The organism is Streptomyces griseofuscus, from assembly GCF_014673495.1.
GTDB classification, from domain to species: domain Bacteria; phylum Actinomycetota; class Actinomycetes; order Streptomycetales; family Streptomycetaceae; genus Streptomyces; species Streptomyces murinus.
This window is the reverse complement of record NZ_CP051006.1, coordinates 1,990,376-2,012,560: the sequence shown is the minus strand read 5'-3', so window position 1 is coordinate 2,012,560 and position 22,185 is coordinate 1,990,376. Positions and strand designations below refer to the sequence as shown.

19 protein-coding genes are annotated in these 22,185 nt (G+C 72.7%); 10 read left to right on the top strand and 9 right to left on the bottom strand.

The window, feature by feature from the left end:
• Window positions 1-49 precede the first annotated feature (49 nt).
• From HEP81_RS08895 to HEP81_RS08880, 4 genes are read right to left on the bottom strand one after another with little or no spacing between them, the layout of a single operon-like run.
• Complete coding sequence (locus HEP81_RS08895) at window positions 50-835, bottom strand: ABC transporter permease (RefSeq protein WP_037657855.1); 786 nt, start codon at window positions 833-835, stop codon at window positions 50-52.
• Window positions 822-1,610, bottom strand: a complete 789-nt coding sequence (locus HEP81_RS08890) for an ABC transporter permease (protein WP_078967471.1) — start codon at window positions 1,608-1,610, stop codon at window positions 822-824. Before HEP81_RS08890 ends, HEP81_RS08895 begins: the two co-directional genes overlap by 14 nt.
• Complete coding sequence (locus tag HEP81_RS08885) at window positions 1,607-2,581, bottom strand: ABC transporter ATP-binding protein (protein WP_157854477.1); 975 nt, start codon at window positions 2,579-2,581, stop codon at window positions 1,607-1,609. Before HEP81_RS08885 ends, HEP81_RS08890 begins: the two co-directional genes overlap by 4 nt.
• Complete coding sequence (locus HEP81_RS08880) at window positions 2,578-3,717, bottom strand: GNAT family N-acetyltransferase (RefSeq protein ID WP_157854475.1); 1,140 nt, start codon at window positions 3,715-3,717, stop codon at window positions 2,578-2,580. Before HEP81_RS08880 ends, HEP81_RS08885 begins: the two co-directional genes overlap by 4 nt.
• Before the next feature lie 481 nt (window positions 3,718-4,198).
• Here HEP81_RS08880 and HEP81_RS08875 point away from each other — a divergent pair, with 481 nt between their 5' ends.
• The 7 genes from HEP81_RS08875 (at window position 4,199) to HEP81_RS08845 (ending at window position 12,644) form a co-directional block, all read left to right on the top strand.
• Window positions 4,199-5,380 carry an NAD(P)-dependent oxidoreductase gene (locus HEP81_RS08875; RefSeq protein WP_190275971.1) on the top strand — a complete coding sequence of 394 codons (1,182 nt, stop codon included), beginning with the start codon at window positions 4,199-4,201 and terminating at the stop codon, window positions 5,378-5,380.
• A 97-nt stretch (window positions 5,381-5,477) separates the two neighbouring features.
• Complete coding sequence (locus HEP81_RS08870) at window positions 5,478-6,716, top strand: ATP-grasp domain-containing protein (protein WP_037661456.1); 1,239 nt, start codon at window positions 5,478-5,480, stop codon at window positions 6,714-6,716.
• A gap of 81 nt (window positions 6,717-6,797) precedes the next feature.
• Window positions 6,798-8,225: a 4-hydroxyphenylacetate 3-hydroxylase N-terminal domain-containing protein gene (locus tag HEP81_RS08865; protein WP_051850538.1), complete on the top strand. Its 1,428-nt coding sequence runs from the start codon at window positions 6,798-6,800 to the stop codon at window positions 8,223-8,225.
• A gap of 132 nt (window positions 8,226-8,357) precedes the next feature.
• Window positions 8,358-9,314: a methyltransferase domain-containing protein gene (locus HEP81_RS08860; RefSeq protein ID WP_051850537.1), complete on the top strand. Its 957-nt coding sequence runs from the start codon at window positions 8,358-8,360 to the stop codon at window positions 9,312-9,314.
• Window positions 9,311-10,300, top strand: coding sequence for an agmatinase (gene speB, locus HEP81_RS08855; RefSeq protein ID WP_198422741.1), 990 nt, complete (start codon window positions 9,311-9,313; stop codon window positions 10,298-10,300). Before HEP81_RS08860 ends, speB begins: the two co-directional genes overlap by 4 nt.
• Window positions 10,300-11,463: an aminotransferase class I/II-fold pyridoxal phosphate-dependent enzyme gene (locus HEP81_RS08850; protein WP_051850536.1), complete on the top strand. Its 1,164-nt coding sequence runs from the start codon at window positions 10,300-10,302 to the stop codon at window positions 11,461-11,463. Before speB ends, HEP81_RS08850 begins: the two co-directional genes overlap by 1 nt.
• A gap of 62 nt (window positions 11,464-11,525) precedes the next feature.
• A complete protein-coding gene (locus tag HEP81_RS08845; protein WP_051850535.1) occupies window positions 11,526-12,644 on the top strand; it encodes a GNAT family N-acetyltransferase in 1,119 nt (372 codons plus the stop codon).
• An 84-nt stretch (window positions 12,645-12,728) separates the two neighbouring features.
• Here HEP81_RS08845 and HEP81_RS08840 read toward each other — a convergent pair whose 3' ends face one another.
• From HEP81_RS08840 to asnB, 5 genes are all read right to left on the bottom strand, one after another.
• Window positions 12,729-13,766 carry a C-terminal binding protein gene (locus tag HEP81_RS08840; RefSeq protein ID WP_198422740.1) on the bottom strand — a complete coding sequence of 346 codons (1,038 nt, stop codon included), beginning with the start codon at window positions 13,764-13,766 and terminating at the stop codon, window positions 12,729-12,731.
• A gap of 34 nt (window positions 13,767-13,800) precedes the next feature.
• Window positions 13,801-15,018 (bottom strand): phosphonoacetaldehyde reductase, encoded by a 1,218-nt coding sequence (locus HEP81_RS08835; RefSeq protein WP_037661449.1) that lies wholly within the window; start codon window positions 15,016-15,018, stop codon window positions 13,801-13,803.
• A 49-nt stretch (window positions 15,019-15,067) separates the two neighbouring features.
• Window positions 15,068-16,429, bottom strand: a complete 1,362-nt coding sequence (locus tag HEP81_RS08830; RefSeq protein WP_037661448.1) for an AraC family transcriptional regulator — start codon at window positions 16,427-16,429, stop codon at window positions 15,068-15,070.
• Between the two features lie 141 nt (window positions 16,430-16,570).
• The gene (locus HEP81_RS08825; protein ID WP_051850534.1) at window positions 16,571-17,596 is read right to left on the bottom strand and encodes a diiron oxygenase; all 1,026 of its coding nucleotides are present in this window, start codon (window positions 17,594-17,596) and stop codon (window positions 16,571-16,573) included.
• Window positions 17,596-19,758 (bottom strand): asparagine synthase (glutamine-hydrolyzing), encoded by a 2,163-nt coding sequence (gene asnB, locus HEP81_RS08820; protein WP_051850533.1) that lies wholly within the window; start codon window positions 19,756-19,758, stop codon window positions 17,596-17,598. The genes HEP81_RS08825 and asnB overlap by 1 nt, the downstream gene beginning before the upstream one ends.
• Before the next feature lie 414 nt (window positions 19,759-20,172).
• On the opposite strand from asnB, the gene HEP81_RS08815 reads away from it, so the two are divergent.
• Genes HEP81_RS08815 through HEP81_RS08805 form a run of 3 tightly spaced genes read left to right on the top strand, consistent with a single transcriptional unit; the run spans window position 20,173 to window position 22,182 of the window.
• Window positions 20,173-20,961 (top strand): hypothetical protein, encoded by a 789-nt coding sequence (locus HEP81_RS08815; protein ID WP_037661444.1) that lies wholly within the window; start codon window positions 20,173-20,175, stop codon window positions 20,959-20,961.
• Entirely contained in the window at window positions 20,958-21,239 is a 282-nt protein-coding gene (locus HEP81_RS08810; protein ID WP_037661441.1) for a PqqD family protein, read from the top strand. Before HEP81_RS08815 ends, HEP81_RS08810 begins: the two co-directional genes overlap by 4 nt.
• A 28-nt stretch (window positions 21,240-21,267) precedes the next feature.
• The gene (locus tag HEP81_RS08805) at window positions 21,268-22,182 is read left to right on the top strand and encodes an ArsR/SmtB family transcription factor (protein ID WP_037661438.1); all 915 of its coding nucleotides are present in this window, start codon (window positions 21,268-21,270) and stop codon (window positions 22,180-22,182) included.
• Window positions 22,183-22,185 lie beyond the last annotated feature (3 nt).

Genomic DNA, 22,185 nt, shown 5'->3' with positions numbered 1-22,185 from the left:
CCAGAGCGATGAGGTGGGGGCGGAGCCGGCCCGGTCGAGAGACGGGGCGTCAGCCGCCGTCCGTCGCGAGGCGGCGCGCCCTGCGGTCGTTGCGCTGCAGCAGCATCAGTCCGGCAATCAGCCAGACGGCGCCGACCAGTGCCTCCAGGGCCGCCTGCGCCGCCCAGGGCCGGCCGTCGGCCAGGGCCCGCAGCGACTGGGCGCCATGGGTGAGGGGCAGCAGCTGCGACACCCAGCGCACGGGCGCGACCAGCCGGTCGGTCGGCGCGATGATGCCGCACAGCACGAGCAGCGCGTACACGGCGAGGTTGGTCAGGACGGGGGAGGCGGGGTGCAGGGCGGCGACCGCGGCGACGGCGAGGCCGAACGCGGTGGCGCTGAGCGCGGTGAGCACGAACAGACCGGAGCCCTGGAGCAGCGCGCCCATCAGCCGCCACTCCTGGAAGAAGGCGCACACGCCGACCACCGCCACCAGCGCCGAGACCACCGCCTCCACGACATAGATCCAGCACCGGGTGAGATGGACCAGGGGCAGTCCGGGCCCGCTGATCCGCACCCGGTACAGGGTGCCGGCGGCCAGGTCCTCGGTCATGCTGTCGGCCGCCTTGACGACCGCCGCGAGCGACAGGACGTGCACACAGGCGCCGACGATCGCGAACCGCCGCCCCGCGAGGCCGCCCGCGAGATAGCCGAGATAGGCGAGGAACAGGGGCTGGAGCACCGACCGGGGCACGGTGGAGCCGATCAGGGTCTTCACCCCGTACACGGCCAGATAGTCGCGGCGGGCCGCCCCGGCGACCGTCGTCAGCCCGCGCAGGCGTTCAGGAGAGCGCAAGGGTGCCTCGTTCCCTGGCCCGGTGCAGCACCGTGCGGAACGCCCAGCGGGCCAGCAGCGCGTAACCGCCCGTGGTGGCACACAGACACAGCCACGCGGCGGCGCTCTGCGCCCGGCCCTCCGCGGCGGCGGTGAGCACCTCGGTCGCCCAGCGCAGTGAGATCACATCGGGCACATGCCGCAGCCAGCCGGGCAGCAGCCGGATCGGTACGATCATGCCGCCGAGCAGCGACATGGGGTAGACCAGCGCCTCCGCGATCCGCATGGCGGCGGGCGTCAGCAGGAACAGGCAGCTCAGCAGCGCGCCGAGGACCAGGGCCGAGCCGAACGTGGCGAGGGCGGCCAGGACGAAGACGGCCGGGTCGGCGATGCGCAGCGGCTCACCGGTGAGCAGGCCGACGCAGCCGATGGTCACGGCGATCAGCAGGGCGCAGCGCAGGGCCGTACCGAGCGTCTTGCCGAACAGCACCGTGCCGAGGCCGGTCCGCCGGGTGAGGATGCCGGGCAGCGTGCCCTGTGCCAGTTCCTCGCGCAGGATCAGACCGGTCTGCCAGATGGCGCAGCTCCACAACGCCAGTACGCCGCAGCCCAGTTCGATCTGCCGGGCGGTCAGCAGGGAGTGCGGGCCGCGGGCGAGCAGGGTGGCCAGGCACAGCGCCGCCGGCACCACACAGCCGGGAATCACCGCGCTGAGGATGTGCTGCTGGCGGAGCTGGAAGACCATCGTGTGCCGCAGCACGGACAGGTGGGCGCGCGGACCGGACCCCGACATCATCCGTCCTCCCCGGTGCGGGGACCCGCCAGCCGGCTGAACACCTGCTCCAGACCGACCGGTTGGACCCGTACGTCCCTGATCGCGCCCGCGGGCCACAGCCGGGACAGCTCGCGCAGGGACTCCGCGGTCCACTCGGCGACCTCGAACTCGGTGCGCCACAGCGCCTCTTCGCCCGCGCGCTCGCTGGACAGGGTCCGGATGCCGGATTGGCCGTCCCCGTCCGCCGAGACCGGGCAGGGGGAGTCGGACAGGACCACGACGGTGGTCGCGGCGCCGCTCTGCTCCAGCAGCGCGGCGAGCGGCAGATCGTGGCTGACGGCACCGCCGCGCAGGATCACCACCCGCGACGCCAGCCGCTCGATGTCCTGGAGATTGTGGCTGGTGAGCAGGACGCCCACCCCCTCCTCGGGCAGCTTGGCGACGACGGAGCGCAGCCGCTCCGTCTCCAGCGGGTCCAGGCCCACCGTGGGCTCGTCGAGCATCATCAGCGCCGGGCGGGCCATGAGGCCGACCGCGAGATGCAGCCGCTGCTTCATGCCCTTGCTGAACGCGCCGACCGAGCGGTCCGCCACATCGAGCAGTCCCACCGAGGCGAGCGCGTCGCGCGCCGCGGGGGCGAGAGTCTTGCTCGGCAGGCCCGACAGGGAGCCGAACAGCATGGCGTTGTCCAGGGCGGACAGCCGCGGGTAGAGCCCCCGGTCACCGCCGAAGACCACGGACAGCCGGGTACGGACGGCCCGCGGATCGGCCGCCACGTCCACACCGTCGACCAGCACCCTGCCCCGGGTCGCCGTCAGCAGGGTGGCGATGATGCGCAACAGGGTGGTCTTCCCGGCGCCGTTGACACCCAGCAGGCCGACGATCTCCCCGCGGCCGACGGTGAAGGACACCTCGGACAGCGCGGTGACGACCTTCTTCCGGTCGACGTAGTCACGGCCCACGCCGTCCACGACCAGGGCGGGCGGCGTCACCGCGCCACCTCCCGCGCGCCCGGCGCCCCGCACCCTTCCCAGGGCGCGGCCCACGGCTGCTGCCACTCCTCCTCCGGCAGTGCCCGCCGCCCGAACCGGCGCGGCCACTCGGAGGTGTCCGCCGGCTCTCTCTCGGGGAGCTGCGAGCCGGGCACGGGCAGCGCGACCGACCACAGCGGACCGAGCCGGGCACCGCGCGCCAGCTTCGCCTCGTACGTCTCCATTCCGAGGTGGAGCCTGCGCAGGCCCTGCCGGTGCATGTATTCGACGGGCAGGTAGTAACAGAGCGCGTAATACTCGAAGGCTTTTCCGGTCTCCGCGTAGTCGAAACCCACCGCTCGCGCGTACAGCGTGTCGCCGAATTCATACATGAGGGAGAATCCGACGAGTCGTCCGGAACGGCGGGCGGTGAAGACTCTGGAATATTTTCCGAGCGCTTCGGCCTGTCCGGCGAGATATTCCCGCATTCCCTCGTCATGCGCCTCATGGCCGTATTTCCGCTGGATCTGCCCAAGTAGGGGTGCGGCCTCCGTGTAACAGTCCGCCAGTTTTTCGAGGCCCAGTTCATACCCGGCGGCACGGAACGTGGAGAACTCGTGACGGACGGCGATCCTCCGTTTACTGCTGAGTTTCCGCAGGTATTCGTCGAAGGGTGCGCCGTCGGTGGTCACCGTCGCGTCGGCACCGTCCAGGGCGACCGCCGCGCCGCGCTCCCACAGCAGCCGGGCGGTGCGGGTGGTGGCGAAGGGGAACAGCAGCCCGCGTGCGCCGCGGGCGGCGGCCCGCTCCAGCGCCGCGGCGAGCAGCGCGTCCAGCTCCGGGCCGGTGTCCGGGGCGGCGGGCAGTTCGTACCGGTATCCGCGGCGGGCCCCGGCGAGCGTCCAACTGCCGTCCAGGCCCAGCAGATCGAGATGCCGGCGGTGTGCGTAGTACGGGTTGTACTCGGTCTCCACGTCGTACAGCGGGAGGGCGCAGGCCAATCGTCCGGGCTGGTCGGCGCGCCGGGCGAGGAGGTACTCGACGCCGGCTCCGGGCTCGCGCTCGACCGAGCCGAGCCATGCGTGCGACGCGTACAACCCCCCGGGTGCGGCGAGGGTGTCCCACTCGGTCGCCGCGATCTCCGTCAGGGACGGCACGGCTCGCACCTCGAACGTGATCGGCAAGGCGCACCCTCTTCCGCTCGACATGGTTCATTGCAGGAACCCATCAGAGATTTCGCCTCAACAGAGGGAAACCCAGCGCAGAGGAAAGGAGCACCGTCCCCCGACAGAACTTCATATTAGCCAGGCAGCGACGGCACATCGCAGTGACCCAGGTCACACACCCCCCGGTATGTACCAATGGCCCCGAAACGTCATCGGCATCCTGCGGCAACCAATACGCAGTGCCCCGTGAATCGCCGCCGGATTAATTGCTTGCCTCGGCCGAACGGGGATGCTTAACTCCCGGTGATAACGGCCGGAGCTCGTGCGTCTTGACAGGTCCATAGGCTTGGGGGGAATCATCGACGGCGACTGCACGTCTGCAAGCCCCGTCGGGCCGGTGGTGCACACGGCTCTCACCGGGGAACTTTCGCGGCTTTCCCTTCCGCGGCTCCGGTCGGCATTCGGCCCCTCGGTGGAACTCCGCCCCTGGCGGGAGGCCCCGGAGCGCGACGGGGTCCTGCTGATGGCCCCGCACGAGCTGTCCGCGGGCCGGCGTGCCGAGGTCCTGCGGTCCGCCCGCTGGTCCTGGGTCCATCTCACCTCCGCCGGCGCCGACTTCATCGACCTCGCCGAGTGGCCCGCCGACACCCTGCTCACCCGCAGCTGGCGCTGCTATGCGGCGCCGCTCGCCGAGTACGCCCTGCATGCCGTGCTCACCCATGAGTGGCGGCGCGGCGCGCCCTGGCAGGAGCGGGACACCCGCTCGGCACCGGCGCCGGACGCCCCGCCGGTCCCGGCGGGAGCCAGCACGGGGGGCGGGACGGGGCTGTGGGGTGCCGAGGTCACCGTGGCCGGATGGGGCGCGGTGGGACAGCGCCTCGCCACCGTCCTCGACGCGCTCGGCGCCCGGGTGACCGTGCTGCGGCGCAGCCCCGCACCGGGCTCCCCCTTCCATCAGACCTCCGACCTCGGCCGGGCCCTGGACGCCGACCACCTGGTGGTGGCGCTGCCCCTGACCGCGGGCACCCGGCACCTGTTCGACCGGGCCGCGCTCGGCCGGGCCCGTCCGGGCCTGCATCTCGTCAACGTCTCCCGCGCGGCCATCGTCGACCAGGACGCGCTCACCGAACTCTGCGCGGCGGGGCGGCTGTTCGCCACCCTGGACGTCACCGACCCGGAACCCCTGCCGACCGGGCATCCGCTGCGGTCGCTGCCCACCGTACGGCTCTCCCCGCATGTGGCATGGCGCAGCCGTGACAGCGACGCGGCGTTCGCCGACGACTTCGCCACGATCTGGGCGACGCTGGCCGCCGCCGACTCCTCGGCGGCTCCCGACCCCTCGGCGACCGCCGACTCCTCGGCCGACCCTCACTCCTCGCACGCCCCCGGCATCTCGCATGCCCCCGGCATCTCGGATGTCTCCGCTCCGGGCGTTCCCGTGCCCGCTGTCCCCGCGCCCGGCGCGCCTGCTCCGGGCGCCCCCGTGCCCGCCGTCTCCGCTCCCGGCGCCCCCGCGCCCGCCGCCCCCGCCCCCAGTGCCCCCATGCCGGACGCCCGCGCCCTCGACGCCGTCATCCCCGGTCTCGTGCCGCCGACGACCGGGAGACGCGCCCGAGCCGCCGTGCGCGCCCTCCTGACGCCGGGCCGGTCGTGACCGGCACCCCCACCGCGACCACCCGCGCCCCCATCACCGGCATCCACCCCCCGACCACCCCCACCCCCCGCAACGGCGCCGACACGACAGGCCGATCATGACCAGTTCCCCCACCCGTCACCGTCCCTCGGAAGCGGCCGACCCGCGCCCCCTGGCGGTGCTTCTGCACTCCCGGCAGCCCCTCACCACCGACCCCGCGGCCACGTTCGACCCGGCGCGCTGGGAGACCGTCGTCCTCACCGACGCCGACGGCGGGGCCGACGCGGTGATGCGCGAGGACGCGCCGGGCGGGGCACCGGCCGTCCACCGGGCGCCGCGCGACACCTGGGCCGCGGAGATCCGGCGGCTCGCCGGGGGCCGTGCGGTGCAGATCGTCACCAATGACGAGTACTGCCTCATCGGTTGTGCCGAACTGCGCGCCGAGTTCGGGCTGCCCGTACGCCACCCGGCCCGGCCCGCGCACTACATCGACAAGGTGCTGATGAAGGAGCGCCTTGCCGCGGCCGGTGTGCGCGTGCCGCGCTTCCTCGCCCTCACCGAAGGGGTACCGGAACCGGGGGCCGGACTCGCCCTGGTCACCGGGACCATCGGCCTGCCGGCCGTCGTCAAGCCCCGTCGGGAGGCCAACTCCCGTGGTGTCGCCATCCTGCGCACGGAGCCCGAACTGCGGGACTGGCTCGCCGGGCACCGGGGTGAACAGGGCTGGCAGGTCGAGGAGTTCCTGGACGGCACCTTCCACCACGTCAACAGCCTGGTCCGCGACGGCGTGCCCACCCCGGTGCAGACCGGCACCTATCTCGGCCCGCTGCTCGACCTGCCCGACGGCCGCAGGCTCGGCGGCTGGACCGTCCCGTACGACAGCGAACTGTCCCGCCGCGCCCATGAGTTGAACCGCGCCGTGGTCGCCGCCCTCGGCGCCGAGGGAGCCTTCGTCGTCCACACGGAGTTCTCGGTCAACGGTGACGGCGAACTGGTCGTGGTGGAGGTCGCGGGGCGAGCGCCCGGCGCCCTGGTCTCCGAACTGGCCGGCCTGCACGCGGGGTTGAACCTGGAGGAGGCCAACCTCGCCCTCCAGGCCGACCTGCCCGTCCCGGAGCCGCAGCCCACGGGCGTCCAGGCCGCGTGGGTGTGGATCCCCGTCATGCCGGGCGAGCGGTACCGGCACACCCCCGAGACGACGAGCAAGCATCTCGTGCACATCCGCCGGGCCGCTCAGCGAACCCACACCGGTGCCTCGGGAGCCCTCGGCGTCTCGGTGCTGCTGTGGCACACCGACCCGGACGTCCTGGCCGCCGACGTACGGACCGCGGCCACGGCGGCGTGGTGCGGCGCGTGAGCCCCGGCGGCCCGGCCGCCGGCGGTGCCTGAACCCAAGAGGATCGTCCCCCCGTCCATCAGCCCGGAGCTTGGAGAACGCATGGCCACCAGTACCGCACCGCCGAACGCAGGCCGGACCGGCACGTCGTACCTGGACGGCCTCGCCGACGGCCGACGGGTGTACCTCGCGGGCGAACCGGTCGCCGACCTGGCCCATGACCCGAGGACCGAGCGCATGGCCGCCTTCCTCGCGGAGCTGCTCGACGAGCACCGCCCGGACGGCGAGCTGACCGGACCCGACGGGCACCCCCTCGCCTACTCCCTGGCCCACTCGGGCGACGAGGTGCGCGCGCGGGGCCGGGCCTTCGCCCGGATCGCCCGGCTCAGCGGCGGACTGATGGGGCGCAGCCCCGACTTCGTCGCCACCGTCCTCACCGCCTGGGCCGGCGCCGCCGACCACTTCGGCCCCTACGCCGAGCACGTCCGCGCCTACTGGCGGCACGCCCGCTCCGCCAACCTCCTGCTCACCCACGCCATCAGCGACCCGCCCGCCGACCGCCACCTCGGCCCCGGCCCGAACGGCGAGGTGCAGGCGCTGCGCGCGATCCGCACCACCGACGAGGGAGTCGTCGTACGCGGCGCCAAGATGCTCGCCACGCTCTCCCCGTTCGCCGACGACCTGGTCGTCTACCCGTTCCGCCCGCTCGGTGAGAACGAGACCGACCAGGCCCTGTGCTTCGCCGTCCCGGTCGCCACGCCAGGACTCACCCTGTACTCCCGGCCGTCGTACGCCTCGACCCCCGCCGGGGACGGGCCGCTCGCCGGCCGCTTCGACGAGCTGGACGCGGTCTGCCACTTCGACGACGTGCTGATCCCCTGGGACCGCGTCTTCATCCACGGCGACGTGGCCGCCGCCAACAACCTGCGCCCCGGCACCGGCATGACCTCCTACGCCTGGCACCAGTCCGCGGTCCGCGCCTGGATCAAGGCGGAGACCGTGTACGACCTGGCCGCCCGCTGCGCCAAGGTCAGCGGCCGCGACCGGCAGCCGCTGGTGCGCCAGCAGCTGGGTGAACTCGGGGGTATCGTCGAGACGTTGAGGGGTCTCGTGGTCTCCGCCGAGACCGGTACCCGGCCCGACGGGTTCGGCCAGCATGTCTGCGACCCGGTGCCCCTCGCCGCGTCCGGGATGCTCAACGCCCGGCTCTACCCCCGCGCGATCGAGCTGCTCCAGGCGATTGCCAGCAGCGGCCTGGTGATGCACCCCGTCACCGCCGACGAGGACCCCGAATCGGCCGGGCACGCCTTCATGCGGACCTACTTCACCGGCGCCGGCGTCGACGGTCTGGCGCACGGCAGGCTGCTGCGCGCCGCCGCCGACCTCACCATGAACCGCTTCGGCACCCGCCAAGTCCTCTACGAACGGCTCTTCCTCGGCCCGCCCGAGACGTTCCAGGCCAAGTTCTACGACATCTTCGCAGCCGGCCGCTCCGTCGACAGCCCCGTGCTGGACGGCCTCGACGGCTGACCTCCGGCGCCGGGAGCACCCGGTCCGCCGCCGTACCGCGTAGGTACCGACACCGATTGGATCGCCATGCCCATTCGCGAGTCCCACCTCGTACGTGCCCTTGAACCGTTCAGGGGCTACGTCCTCAGCACCATGATCTTCACCCTCCAGCAGTCCGGCCTCCAGGAGGAGTTCGCGGCCGGCACCACCGTCGACGCCCTGGCCGGCGCGAAGAAGCTGGACCGGGCGCGCCTTGCCGCCATGGCCGACTACTGGGTCGCCGCCGGGCTGCTCGACCGCTCCGCGGACGGCGTGCTCACCCTCACCGACCTCGCCCGCGCCTACGAGGAGGCGCGCCCCTGGTACGAGATGATGGTCGGCGGCTACGGCCAGACGTTCCTGGCGCTCGGCGACCATCTGGCCGAGGGCACCGGACCGGCCCCCCGGCGCGGCGGCTACGTAGGCAGCGGCAGCTGCGGCATCAGCATGCACGACTCGCTGCCGCTGCTGCGCAAGCTGCTCGCCGAGGACGGCCGCGACTACCGGCGGCTGGTCGACCTCGGCTGCGGCAGCGGCGTCTATCTGACCGAACTGTGCGCGGACTACCCACAGATGACGGCCGTCGGCATCGAGCCGGACGCCGACGGCGCCGCCGCCGCGCGCGCCTGGGTGGCCGGGCAGCCCACCGCGGACCGGGTGACCATCGAGCAGGTCGACGCGGTCCGGTGGATCGAGAACACCGAGGACAAGCCCGACCTCGCCGTCTACGCCTTCGTGATCCACGAGGTGCTGGGGCAGGAGGGCGAGGAGGGCGTGCGCCGCATGCTCACCAAGCTGTTCAGCGAATCGCCCGAACTCACCCTGGCCGTCATCGACATCGACCTGAAGTCGGCCGACCGCGCGGCGATGTCCCAGCCGCTGGCGCAGGCGTACTACAACGCCTATCTGCTGATGCACCCCTTCACCAGCCAGCGCCTGGAGTCCAGGCAGTGGTGGGAGAAGCTGTTCACCGAGTGCGGGCTGCGGATCGACGCCTACGACACCACCGACCCGGCGATGGACTCCACCGGTTTCTGCGTGGGCTGGGTGCTGCGGAAGGCCGACGCGTGAGCGAGCACTACCGCCCGCGGGACAGCATGACCAAACCGCGTATCGCGTCCGGCCCGCGCACCTTCATGCGGCTGCCCTGGGTGGACGACCCCCTGACCGCCGAGGGCCGTATCGACGTGGCGGTCGTCGGCGTGCCCACCGACTCGGCGGTCTCCTACCGGTCCGGGGCCCGCTTCGGACCCGAGGCGATCCGCGCGGCCAGCATCCTGCTGCGCGACCACAACCCGGCCACCGGTGTGGACGTCACCCGGGTCCTGTCCATGGTCGACGCGGGCGACGCGCCCGTGGTCCCCGGCTACCACGAGCTGACCCTTCAGCGACTGGAGGACTTCCTGGCCCCGCTGTACGAGCGGGGCATCGTGCCGCTGCTGCTCGGCGGCGACCACAGCCTGGTCATGGCGGAGATGCGCGCCATGGCCCGCCATCTCGGGCCGGTCAGCGTCGTCCACTTCGACGCGCACGGGGACGTCCTGGACGACTACTACGGCGTCAAGCACTTCCACGGCACGATGTTCCGGCGCGGTGTGGAGGAGGGCGTGGTCGACCCGCACACCAGCGTCCAGGTCGGCATGCGAGGCTCGGTGCACCCCGACGACGTCGACTCGGGCAAGGCGCTCGGCTACGACGTCATCGGCTGGGACGAACTGGTGGACCTCACACCCGAGGAGTTCGGACGCAGGGTGCGCGAGCGGGTCGGCGACCGCCCGGTGATGGTCTCCTTCGACATCGACTTCATCGACCCGGCGTACGCGCCGGGCACCGGCACGCCCGAGGTGGGCGGGCCGACCTCTTATCAAACCCTGCGCTACATACGGGCGTTGGGGCCGCTGAACTACCGGGGCCTGGACATCGTCGAGGTCGCGCCGCCGTACGACCACGCGGACATCACCAGCCACGCCGCGTCCGTGGTCGCATTCGAACTGCTGGGACAGGTCGCGCTGCGCTCCGGCCGGACGCGGGCGGCCGAGACGGGGGAGGAACACTGATGGCCAGCACGACCGGCACCACCGCGCACATCCCATCCGGCGCCGAGCCGGACCGCCGCAATCTGACCTCCATGGAGACCGACGCGCTGGTCGGCGGCCTCAATGTGTCCGACGGGCATCCCCGGATGCCGCTCACCACCGCGCAGCGCGCCATCGTGGACAGCCTGCCGGCCCTCTTCGACGAGGCCGAGAAGCGGGTCTTCGAGGAGATCGAGGCCGAGGCCCAGCAGACGTTCCTGCACGGCATCGGCCAGCACCGGGCGCCCATCGGCACCGGCCGGCTGGTCAGCTGCTACTCCTCGTCCGTCGCGATGGACATCACCGCCCGCGCGCTCGCGCACCGCACGGACACGATCGCCCTGGTGCACCCCACCTTCGACAACATCCCGGACCTGCTCAGGGGCCGGGGCCTGAAGCTGCTGCCCGTGCCCGAGGCCGAGTTGGCGGGCGGCGAACCCGAACTCCCGGACGAGGTGGGCGCGGTGTTCGTCACCACGCCCAACAACCCCACCGGCTGGGTCCTGTCGGAGGACGGACTGCGCCGCCTCGCGGCCTTCTGCGCCCGCACCGGCCGCGTCCTGGCCATGGACACCTGCTTCCGCGCGCAGGACGAGCGGGCGCAGTACGACACCTACGCGATCCTGGAGGAGTCGGGCGCGCAGTGGGTGGTCATCGAGGACACCGGCAAGCTGTGGCCCACCCTGGAGCTGAAGGCGGGCTTCCTGGCCTGGGGCGAGCACACCGACCTGCCGCTGCTGGAGTACTTCAGCGATGTGCTCCTGTCCGTGTCGCCGCTCGTGCTGCTGATGCTGACCCGGTTCGCGCAGGACGCCGAGCGCGGCGGCTACGCCGAACTGCACGGCCTGATCGCCCGCAACCGGCGCGCCCTGGCCGAGGTCCTCGACGGCGGCCCGGTGCGGCTCACCGACCCCGACGCCCGGATCAGCGTGGCCCGGGTGACCCTGCCCGAGGACGGCCCGGACGCCGTCGCCCTCTACGACGAGCTGGTGCGGCGCGGCACCCATGTCCTGCCCTGCGGCCCCTTCCACTGGGACCGGCCGCAGGACGGCGTGCGCCAGGTCCGCCTCGCGCTGGCCCGCTCCGGCGAGGACGTGGTCCGGGCCGCCCGTGCCCTGGTGGACGCGGTGCGCGCCCGTCCGTGACCCGGGGCGCCGGCCCACCTGTTCCCCCCGATCGATCCCGTGCAGCCGAGGCGGAGGACGCGATGCACCACACCCCGGGCGGTCTTCGACTGGAGACCGCGACCACCCTGGACAAGGTGGCCGCCGAGGACTGGGACACCCTCGCCGAACCCGAGGGCTTCTACCTCTCCCACGGCTGGTTGCGCGCGGTGGAACGCGAGAGCGGCGCCGCGGTGACCTACCTCCTCGCCTACGCGGGCGACCGGCTGGTGGGCGGGCTGCCGCTGTACGAGATCGAGCACGAGCACAACAAGTTCTACGCCCGTAAGCCGCGCCTGGACCAGATGGGCGCGGGCGGCGAGTGGGGGGTCGCGGGCTCGCACCGGGGCTACAGCTGCGGGATACCGAGGGCGGCGGAGTACGCCGACGCCGTCCTCGATCTGCTGCTGGACGCGCGGGCGAGGCTCAACCCCGCTTCCCGCACGGGCTCGTTGTTCCTGTTCGCCACCAACCGCACGGCGGCGGCCCTGCACCGGCGCGGGGCCGCCGTCGACTTCGACTGCGGTGACGCCACCCTGCACACCGGGGGAGCGGACTTCGCGGACTACTGCGGCACGCTGGTCAGCCGCCGCCGGATCGCCCTCAAGAGCGAGTACGCCCGCTTCCTGGCCGCCGGGTACGAGCTGGGCCGGCAGCGGCTCGGGGAGTGCCTGGAGGAGGCGGTCCCGCTGCTGGCCAACCTCCAGGCGAAGTACGGGCATTCGACCGGCGCGGCGGAGATCCACCGCACCTTCGCCGACCAGGCGGCCACCCTGGACGACCGGTCCGTGGTGTTCACCGCGCGCCGGGCCGGCCGGCTCATCGGCGTCTCCGTCATGTACGAGTGGCGCGGCACGCTCTACGCCCGCGCCACCGGCTTCGACTACACGGCACTGCGCGGCGCCTACGAGTACTACGGCCTGTGCTACTACCTGCCCATCGACTACATGAGCGAACGGGGCCTGACCGCACTGCACTTGGGCATCGGTGCCTACTCGGCGAAGGTCAAGCGCGGGGCGCGCCTGGTCCCGCTGTGGACCGTTGCACTCGCCGACGACCCCGCCGACACGCCCCGCCCGGCCCCCGTCGAGCTCACCTCCTGGCGCGACGACCACGGGTGCGCCGTGGCCCCTGAGGACTGGCGGCATCCGTGGACGGCGTGAACCAGATGGCGTACCGGGCCGGTTGACGGTGCGCCCCGGACGTCGTGCCGGGCCCGTCGAACCGGGCCCGGCACGACTCCGTTCTCAGCGACCGGAATCCGCCGGGGTCACCCTTCCGACCAGCCCGTGCGTACGCCCCTCCAGCGCCGCGCGGACCAGTTCGGCGACCCGGCGCCGGCTGCTGGCCTCGGCCTCCTCGGAGAGGAACGCCCGGTGGCTCGTCACGACCACCGAGGGATGCGCGAGGACCGGGTGCCAGCGGGGGTCCTGGTGCGGGTTCTCGGGGGAGAAGACATCCAGTCCGGCCCCCGCGATCCAGCCTCCGTCCAGCGCCCGGTGCAGGCCCTCGGGATCCACCAGTCTGCCCCGGGCCGCGTTGACCAGATAGGCGCCCGGCCTCATGTGGCGCAGCGCCGCCTCGTCGATCAGCGACTCGGTCTCCGGGGTCAGCGGGCAGTGCAGGGTGACCAGGTCGGACTGGGCCAGCAGCTCCTCCAGGGTGTCGACGGCGAGCGCGCCGTACCCCTCGGCGAGATCGCGGCCCACGTACGGGTCGTACACCAGGACCCGGCCGTAGAAGGCGCCGAGGCGGCGCGCGACCGCCCGGCCGATCCGGCCGAAGCCCACGATGCCCAGGGTGCGGCGGTTGGTGCGGTGCGGGGTGCCGCCCGCGTAGATGTCGAAGGTGCCGCCCACGAGCGTCCGGTGCTGCGGCACCACCTGCCGTTCCAGGGCGAGGGCCAGCGCGGCCGTGTGGGTGGAGACCTCGTCCACGCAGTAGTCGGGCACGTTGTAGGCGGGCAGCCCGCGGTCCGTGAGCAGGGCGGCGTTGAGGTTGTCGACGCCGACGCCCTGGCGGACCACCACCTTCAGGCCCTTGCCGGCCGCGTCGAGCAACTCCTCGGTCACCTGGGTGCGGTAGACCACGAGCACATCGATCCCGGCCGCCCGCTCCAGCATCTGCGCGTCGGTGGTCAGGTACTTCGTGCCGTCGTGCGGTCCGAAGACCAACTCCACGTCGGGGCCGAGCACGTCGCGCTCCACGGTGGCCAGCGCGGGATCGGGGCGGCCGTCCTCGACCAGCCACGGCGGGTCGGTGTAGAGCACGCGGGGTCGGGACACAGGGGTTCCTCCTTGACGGCGGGAACGATCGGATTCAGACGAGGAAGCGAAGGACGTCGTCCTCGGTGAGGACGCACGGGTTGTTCCCTGCCCGGTTCGAGGCGAGCGCGGCGGTCAGCGGCTGCCGCCAGCTCCGCGCGGGAAGGGCCAGCTCCCGCAGCCCGGCCGGCTGCCCACCGAGGGTCAGCAGCCGCCGTACCAGCAGCTCCACACTCCCGCCGGTGGCCTCCTCGGCGAGCCGCTGGACGGTCTCCACCCGCCGCCGCACCCCCGGCGCGCCCTCCGGGTGCCGGCACTCGGCCTCGGTCAGCGCGGCATGCCGGGCCATCAGCCAGTCCAGGTGCAGCGCGACCGCGGTGCCATGGGCCAGACCGAGACGCGCGGTCAGCTCGTACGACAGCGCGTGGGCCGCCGTCGTCCGCGTGAGGTCGATCGCGGCACCGGCCAGCGAGGCGCCGTGGGCCAGACCGGTACGGACGCCCGGATCGGTGAAGGAGCCCGTCCTGGCGGCGTGCGCGAGCGGCGGGAGCAGCCGTTCCAGGGCGGCGCGGGCCAGCGCCCGGGAGCCGGCGTCGGCCGAGACCGACCAGTACGACTCGACGGCCTGCGCCAGCGCGTCCAGGCCGCTGGCGACGGAGTCCCGGCGGGGCAGCGAGGAGGTGAGCCGGGGATCCACGAGGACGAGGTCCGCGCGGGCCTGGGCGAGATCCAGGGAGTGCTTGCGGCCCTCGACGTACACGGTGGCGAACCGGGTCATCTCACTGCCGGATCCCGCGGTGGTGGGCAGCAGTACGAGCGCGGCGGACCGCGGCCGGGTCACCAGGCCGGGGTCGCGCAGACAGTCCAGCGGGTCGGCCGGTTGCGCGCCGAGCACCGCGACCGCCTTGGCCACGTCCAGGCTGCTGCCGCCGCCGACCCCCACCACCACGTCCGGGCCGAACCGCCGGGCCAGCGCCACCCCCTCCCGGACCTGCGCGATCCGCGGGTTGGGCCGCACCCCGTCGAAGTGCTCGACCCGGTACCGGCCCGCCCATCTCTCCACCAACTCCCCGACACCGGAGCGCCGGTAGGACGTGGGGCCGTGCACGAACAGCACCCGGCGGCCGCCGAGCGCCTCGATCACCGAGCCCAGCCGCGCCGCCGCGCCCTCGCCCAGATAGGCGGCCGGATGCCCGGGCAGCGGCTGGAGATCCGCGGACAGCGTCTCCGGGAGCGCCGGGCGCTCCTGGAGGGCGAGCAGCGACTCGCTCATCGGCACGTCCCCGGGCCCGCGGCGGGCCGGTGGCCGCACCGGGCGGCGGTCAGCTGTACCACAGCCGGTCCTCGGCCACGTACCGGTCGACGCCGCCCGCCGCCATGGTGCCCACCGCGTACCGCACCTCCGGAGTGACCGACCCGGAGATCCGCAGCAGCAGGATCTGGGCCTGCCGCCCCTCCTCGGCCGCCGCGAACGTGACCGGCACCTGCGGCCGCACGTACGCCGAGTCGCCCGGCGCGAGCGTCTCCTCGACGCGCCGCCCCCCGAACTCCCAGCTCAGCGAGACCGGTTCGGCACCGAGGACGTACAGGTACTGGTGCTGGTACGTGGTCAGCGGCGCCGACCGCTCGGCGCCGTCCGCGAGGACGTCGACCTGGAGGGCGGACGTGTGCGGATGCAGGGGGTCGCCGGCGAGCCGGGTCATCCGGTAGGCCGGTGCGCCCTCGTCGGGCCACACCCAGCTGCGGGCGTCCCGGGCGAACTGAAGGGACACCCCGTCGGCCGTCCCGGTGCGCGGCGGCAGCAGATCGCGTACGGACACGCCCAACGCGACCGCCAGCAGGTCGAGTTCCTCGGGCTCGGGGGATACGGCGCCCCCGGCCAGCTCCTCGGCGCGCTCCCGCGCGAGGCCCGTACGGTCGGCGAGCTCGGCCACCGTGACCGCGCCCGCGTCCATGAAGGACCGGATCATCGCCCCCGGCCGGTGCGCCGCCCCCTCCAGCGGGACCGCGAGGGCCCGGGTCGTGGCGTTGCCCAGGACCGCCAGTTCGCGCTGGGCGTCGCCGAGCAGGGAGCCGCCGTAGGTCAGGGCGAGGATGCAGGCGGGCTCGGTCTTCGACCGGGAGGTGAAGGAGTGCGGCGCGAAGGGCAGCCCCCACACGGAGTCGCCGGTGTCCATGGGGACGCAGTGCGAGACGCCGTTCCACCGGTAGTAGTAGTTGACCGGACCGATGAAGTACGTGAACTGGTACAGAAGATGGCCGCGATTCCACTGGACAAGAGGGTTGTCCGGGTCGTCGTCCTCGACCACCCGCAGCATCCGGATCCACTCGGGGCGGTAGGAGGCGATCCGGGACATCGCGGTGTCCCGGTACTCGTAGTACGGCTCCCCGCCCCGGCTGAGCACCCGCCCGCTCGCCACGGACTCCTTGTGCCGGGTGATGCGTACACCGGCCGGGCAGTCGTCGTGGCCGGGCAGCAGATCCCGCTCGTTCAGCGGCCACACCTCGGCCGCGCGCCGCATCAACTCCCAGGTCACCGGCCGGGTTCCGGCCGCGAACTCCGCGAACGAGCCCTTCTCCAGACCGAGCTCACGCTCGGCGTTCTCGTCGTCCCGCTTGAGATCATTGGCGGCGGCGCGCAGCAGCGCTCCGGCACGCCGGGTGAAATCGTCCTCTGGCCGCACGAGGTGCCCCCTGTCCCTCTGTGGTCGTCGAAGAGCGCTCTGGACAGCACAGGGGCCGTCAAATGACCAGCATGTGATCACGCCAGAACGTAATCTGTCAAGATCGAAAACTGCGGGCCGGTGGTCGGGGAATTCCGTGAACTAGCCGTCGGAACAGAGGAGTCCGGCGCTCTCGAAGGAGTCCCGGGTGGCCGGATCGTCCAGTGCTCCCGCCTCGCCGAAATAGCGCACGAGGGAACGCGCGGCCCCCGCCATGTCGGCCGCGATCTTTTCCGCGGGCCAGGATTCCGCGAGGACCTGGTCGACGCTGCGCTCCGGCAGTCCCAGCGCCCGCAGGTCCTCGGCCGCTCGGGCGAGATCGGGCGCCAGGAACGCCTGGATCGCCGCCGGGACCTGCGGCCCGACGGCCCCGCGCTCGGCCGGTGTCAGTGCGGCCCACAGATGGCGGAGCACGGCGCGGAAGTAGACATGGTGGCGCCCCTCGTCCTCGGCATGGTCGCGGACGTGCTCCCGCAGCGACCCGGGCAGCCGCTCGTCCCGGGGGATCTCCGCGAGGATCCCGGAGATCAGGGTCTCGCTGACGATCGCGAAGAGCAGTGCCTCGACTCCCCTCAGCTCGTGCGGCAGCCGGTCCCGGATGGCGTCGAGGCGCTCCGTGAACGCGGGCGGGCCCCCGCCGTCCGGCCGCTCGGCGGGCACCCCGGTCGCCCGCGCCACCTGCCGCGCGAAGTCGTACGAGACCTGCGCATGCCAGGCCTCGTCCGTGACGATCTTGAACGCGTCCGCCCGCATGGCCTCCGGCAGCCGCAGACCCGAGCGGCCCCGGCTGATCGCGGTCACCACCGGGATGACCGCGAGGGCTTCGAGCTGGGTGGTGAAGTCGAGGTAGTCGTGGAGCCGGCGCAGCAGCAGCCACTCCACCTGCTCCGGGCCACCGGCCGTGACCAGGGGGTGCAGGGCGACCGGGTGCAGCTCGGGCGGGAAGTAGAGCGATCCCGGTTCCGTGAACGGCCGTTGGGGCCGGTTGCGGACACCGGCGAGGCGGTCCCAGCGGCCGAAGCCACCGGTGTAGCCGCCGGGCTCGCCTGACTCGGTGGTCGGCTCCAGCCCCGCCTCCGGCCCCGTCCGCGCCGCGAGGAGCGGTTCGGTCGCCCGCTCCCGGTACATCAGCCGGTCCAGGCCAGGAAGCCGAGGTCCAGCAGATTGCCCAGGTCGGCGCGCGCCTCCTCGTCCCCTTCCGCGCCCACCGGAGCCAGCAGCTCGGCCAGCGCGCTCTTGCCGTCGACCGCCCGCAGCACCGCGAGCGTCGGCGAGCCCGCCTGGAGCACGAACTCGATCTCCCCGTCCTTGATCAGGTACCAGTCGGAACCCGCGGGATCGGTGAGCAGCAGCACATTCTCCGCGAACGCCAAAACCGCGTCGCCGGGCAGCTCGGGACGGGCGGCCACCGTATCGGCCACCGGCTCGCCGCCGGTGATCTCCTGGAGCACCGCGCCCGCCGAAGTGTCCTCCAGGCGTGGCGCGTTCACGGCCAGTTCCGCCAGCAGCCCCATGTTCAGGACGCGCATCAGCATCTCCACGGACGGCGCGTCGGTCCTGCCCTCGCCGATCTCGGCGAGATGGGCGCGCACCCGGTCCCCGTCGATGAAGTCCGCGGCCCCCGGGGCGGCGAGCGCCCGTTCCACGAGGGCGCCGGAGTCCGCGCGCATCAGCCGGACCAGCATCCGGTACGAGTGGTACGTGCCCTCTCCGTAGAAGAAGGGGACCTTGGGGCGCTCGGCGATCCGCCGCGGCAGCCGGGAGGCGACCGCCTCCCGCAATATCCGCTTGTTCCACAGCAGTTCGGGGCGCAGCCGCTCCGGGATCCGTGCGCACAGCTCGACCAGACGGTGGTCCAGGAACGGCACCCGGGCCTCGACCCCGCTGCCGGCCGCCGTACGGTCCTCGTGCCAGACGTTGTACTGCTGGATCTGCCAGTACTCGGACCTGAGATAGGCGCGGTAGATCCGGTCCGGGTCCGGCTCCAGACCGTCGAGGGCCTTCGCGGCGAGGAAGCAGGGCTCCTGCGCCCACCAGTGCCGCAGGGCCGGGCGGCGCGCGAGGCGGGTGCCGCGGTCGAGCTGGGAGAGGAGGTCCAGGAACGACGGCCAGTCCTCGGCGCCCATGTCCTGGGCGTAGCCCCCGTTGAACTCGTCGCTGGCCGCGCCGAGGAGCATGCCCCGCAGTCCCGGCCGGGCCTCGCGCGCGAAGCGGTGCAGTTCGTGCTTGTAGTACACCTCGGGACCGCACATCGGGGTCTCGGTGAGCCACAGCAGCCGCAGCCACTGCTCCGGCGTCGGCGTCAGCTCGGCCGGAAACGCCACCTGGTGGTTGGGCACGCCCAGTTCGCGCGCGATCCAGGCGGCGTGCTCCGCGTCCCCGTTGTCCGCGGTGCCCCCGGTGAGCGCGGTGAACGTGTGCATGCCCGCGCGCCGGTCACCGGCCAGGGCGAGGACGGCGGAGGAGTCGATGCCACCGGAGAGGAACAGCCCCAGCTCGGTGTCGGCGGTGACGCACTCCTGCACGGAGTGCTCCAGGATCTCGCCGTACCGCCCGATCAACTCCGCCGCGTCGGCGTCCTCGTCGGCGTCCTCGGGCAGCTCCCAGTAACGGTGCTCCGTGGTCCGGCCGTCGGCGAGGTCGAGGCGCACCACGGTGGCCGCGGGGACCAGTTCGACGCCCTCGAACCAGGTGGTCGGCGGTGCCTCGTTGAAGGTGCCGGCGGCGGCCAGCAGGGGGGTCGCGAGAGACCGTTCCCAGTCGAAGCGGCGGGGGGTCGCCGGGTCGGCGAACAGTCCCTTGATCTCCGAGGAGAGCACGATGCGCGCGTCGTCGCGGTGGTAGTAGAGCGGCTTGATGCCGAACCGGTCACGGGCCAGGACGAGTTGGTTCCTGTTCCGGTCCCACAGGATCAGGGCGAACATGCCCCGTACGTCGCGCAGGAAGTCCAGCCCGTGGTGGCGGTAGAGATGAAGCAGGACCTCGCAGTCCGACCCGGTCCGCATCCGTGCCCCACCGGGCAGCGCGGCGGCCAGTTCCCGGTGGTTGTAGACCTCGCCGTTGGCCACCAGGACGAGCGAGCCGTCATCGCTGACCAGGGGCTGGCTGCCGTCCTCCGGGTTGACCAGCGCGAGGCGGGTGAAGACCAGTCCGACCGCGTCGTCGCGGAGGATCTCCCGCTCGTCCGGACCCCGGTGGTCGAGGATGTCGGCCAGCCGGTCGAGAACGGCGTCCGTCCCGGCGCCGAGCGTCCGGCTGCCCAGACGGGCGATTCCTGCTATTCCACACATGTCTTGTTCCTCGGCCACCGCCCGGTGCCGTGCGTGAGCCGGGCGAAGGCGGGGGCTCCGGAGTGCGAAGCCCCCGCCCGCTGTCGTGTCTCGGGCGCTCGCTCGATCAGGCGAGAGTCATCAAAGAGGTGCCCTGGCTGACGGTCTTCTTCGTCGGCTTGCTGTACTTCTGCATTCTGACCCACCTCCCTCCAGCAACTCGGTGTGTTCACCGGAGAATTCAGCGGGACGCTGCGGCCTGTTTCCGGCCACTTCAGCCCGGCTGGCGATCACCCTAACCGAGCACGGCCGGGCGGCCTACGGATTCGGTTTCCACCGAACACCGCACCGTGCCAGGGTGCCGTCCACCGGTCTATGATCACCGCACTCCCTGTCTCGGGGTTGGCAACGGCGTCGCAAACGAGGGGTGTTCGGGTGCAGGAGAACGAATCCGGCCAGTGGCTTCGGGTCCTTCGGGACCGCGGGCTGATCCCGGGGGACACCCTCGCGGTCAGTCTCGTCGGCTCGGTGGCACACGGCTGGCACAACGAGCGCAGCGACTACGACTTCTACGTCGTCACCGAGCGGGAGCCGGAGTTCGCGGACGGGTCGAGCATCACCATGCCGCTCAACCCGCCCCGGGTGCGCAGCCAGTCGTTCTATCTGGGGGAGCGGCGCTGGGAGGTGACGTACTGGCTGGACGGCCACTACGACCAGATGCTCGCCAAGGTCTCCCGGGACGAGTACAACCGGGGCGTCGCGCCCGCCCGGGTGCTGGCCGCCCGGGAGGAGCTGGCCCTCGGCCGCCTGGACAGCTGTGTGATCCTCGCGGGCGAGCCGTGGTTCGAGGCCCGGCGCGCACAGGTGGCCGGGTCCGCCTTCCGGTCCTTCATGATCGCCCGCTCGCTCGGCGCCTCCGACAACTGTGTCGAGGACGCGCTCGGCCAGATGAAGTCCGGCAACCTGGAGAGCGCCACCCTCTCCGCGCGCGCCGCGCTCGGCTCCAGCGTCGACGCGCTGCTCGAAGGGCTCGGCCAGTTCGGCAGCCAGGCGCCCAAGTGGCGGCCCCAGCGCTTCCGGGCCGCCCGCCCCGACGCCCTCTCCTTCGAGGACTACTGGGCCCTGGAGACCATGCGGGACTACGACCCCGAGGACCCCCGGCCCTGGATCAACCAGGTGCTGACGATCTGCCAGGACATAGCCATGCGCGTGGAGGTCTCGTGAGCGGCCTGCCGGGCCCCGGCCCCCTCGACGTCCCGCGCAGGACCCTCGGCATCCGCATCCGCCGCGTCCCCGACGGGCTGCTGCTCGGGTACCGCGACCAGGCGATGCTGCTGGACGGACCCGCCGAGCTGATCTACCGGCTGGCCGACGGCGCCCGCACGGTCACCGACATCGCCGACGGGGTCGCCGAGGAGTACGGCATCGACCGCGCCGAAGCCCTCGCCGATGTCCTGGAGTTCCTCGGGGACCACGACGACAGCGGGATCTTCCAGTGGTGACGCCCCTCGCGCCGCCGCCCTCCTCCTCATGATCCGCCTGGACGTCGACGAGGAGAGCCTGCGCTCGATCCGGCTGGCCCTCAGCCCGCTGTGGGAGACCCTCGGCAGCCTCGCGCTCCTCGCGCGCTACCGGGGGGCCGTGCCCACGCCGTACACGGGCTGGGTCCGGGGGGCCCGGCGCGCGGTGCCGCCGAAGCTGATGGACACCGTCGTCCAGCTGGCCCACCGCCGCGACACCCCGTTCCTGCGCCACGCGCACGCCTACGTCCCCGACCCCGCGCGCACCTCCCTCCAGGACGAACTCGACTTCCTGCGCGAACGGTTCGAGCGCGCCGGGGACGAGCGGACCGCCGCGCTGATCGAGGACTACTGGAACCACGCGCTGCACCCCTACTGGCCCGCCCTGCGCGCCTCCCTGGAGGAGGAGGTCCTCTTCCGCGGCCGGACCCTGGCCGTCAACGGGCCCGAGGCGATGCTGGCGGAACTGGAGGGCCGGGTGCTGTGGCAGCGGCCGCGCCTGACCGCGCCGTACCACCTGGACCTCACCCGTGAGGTGCGGCGCTCCCGACTGGTCCTGGTGCCCAGCATGTTCTCCGCCGCGACCCGCGTCTTCACCTCCGACGCCCAGGTCACCGCCATGTCCTACCAGGCCAGGACGACCGGCTTCCTGCACTCCGTCACACCGGACCGCCCCACCGAACCCCCCACCGACCGCCTCGCCCTGCTGATCGGCCCCGGCCGCGCCAAGGTCATCCGCGCCCTCCAGGCCCCCCGCACCACCACCGCCCTCGCCCACTCCCTGGGCCTCGCGAAGAGCACGGTCTCCCAGCACCTGGGAGTCCTGACCGAGACGGGCGTGGTGTGGCGCAGGCGGCTCGGCGGACAGGTGTTCTATCAACTGGACCGGAGCGGCTTCGCGTTGCTGGAGCAGTTGGGGGACTGAGGG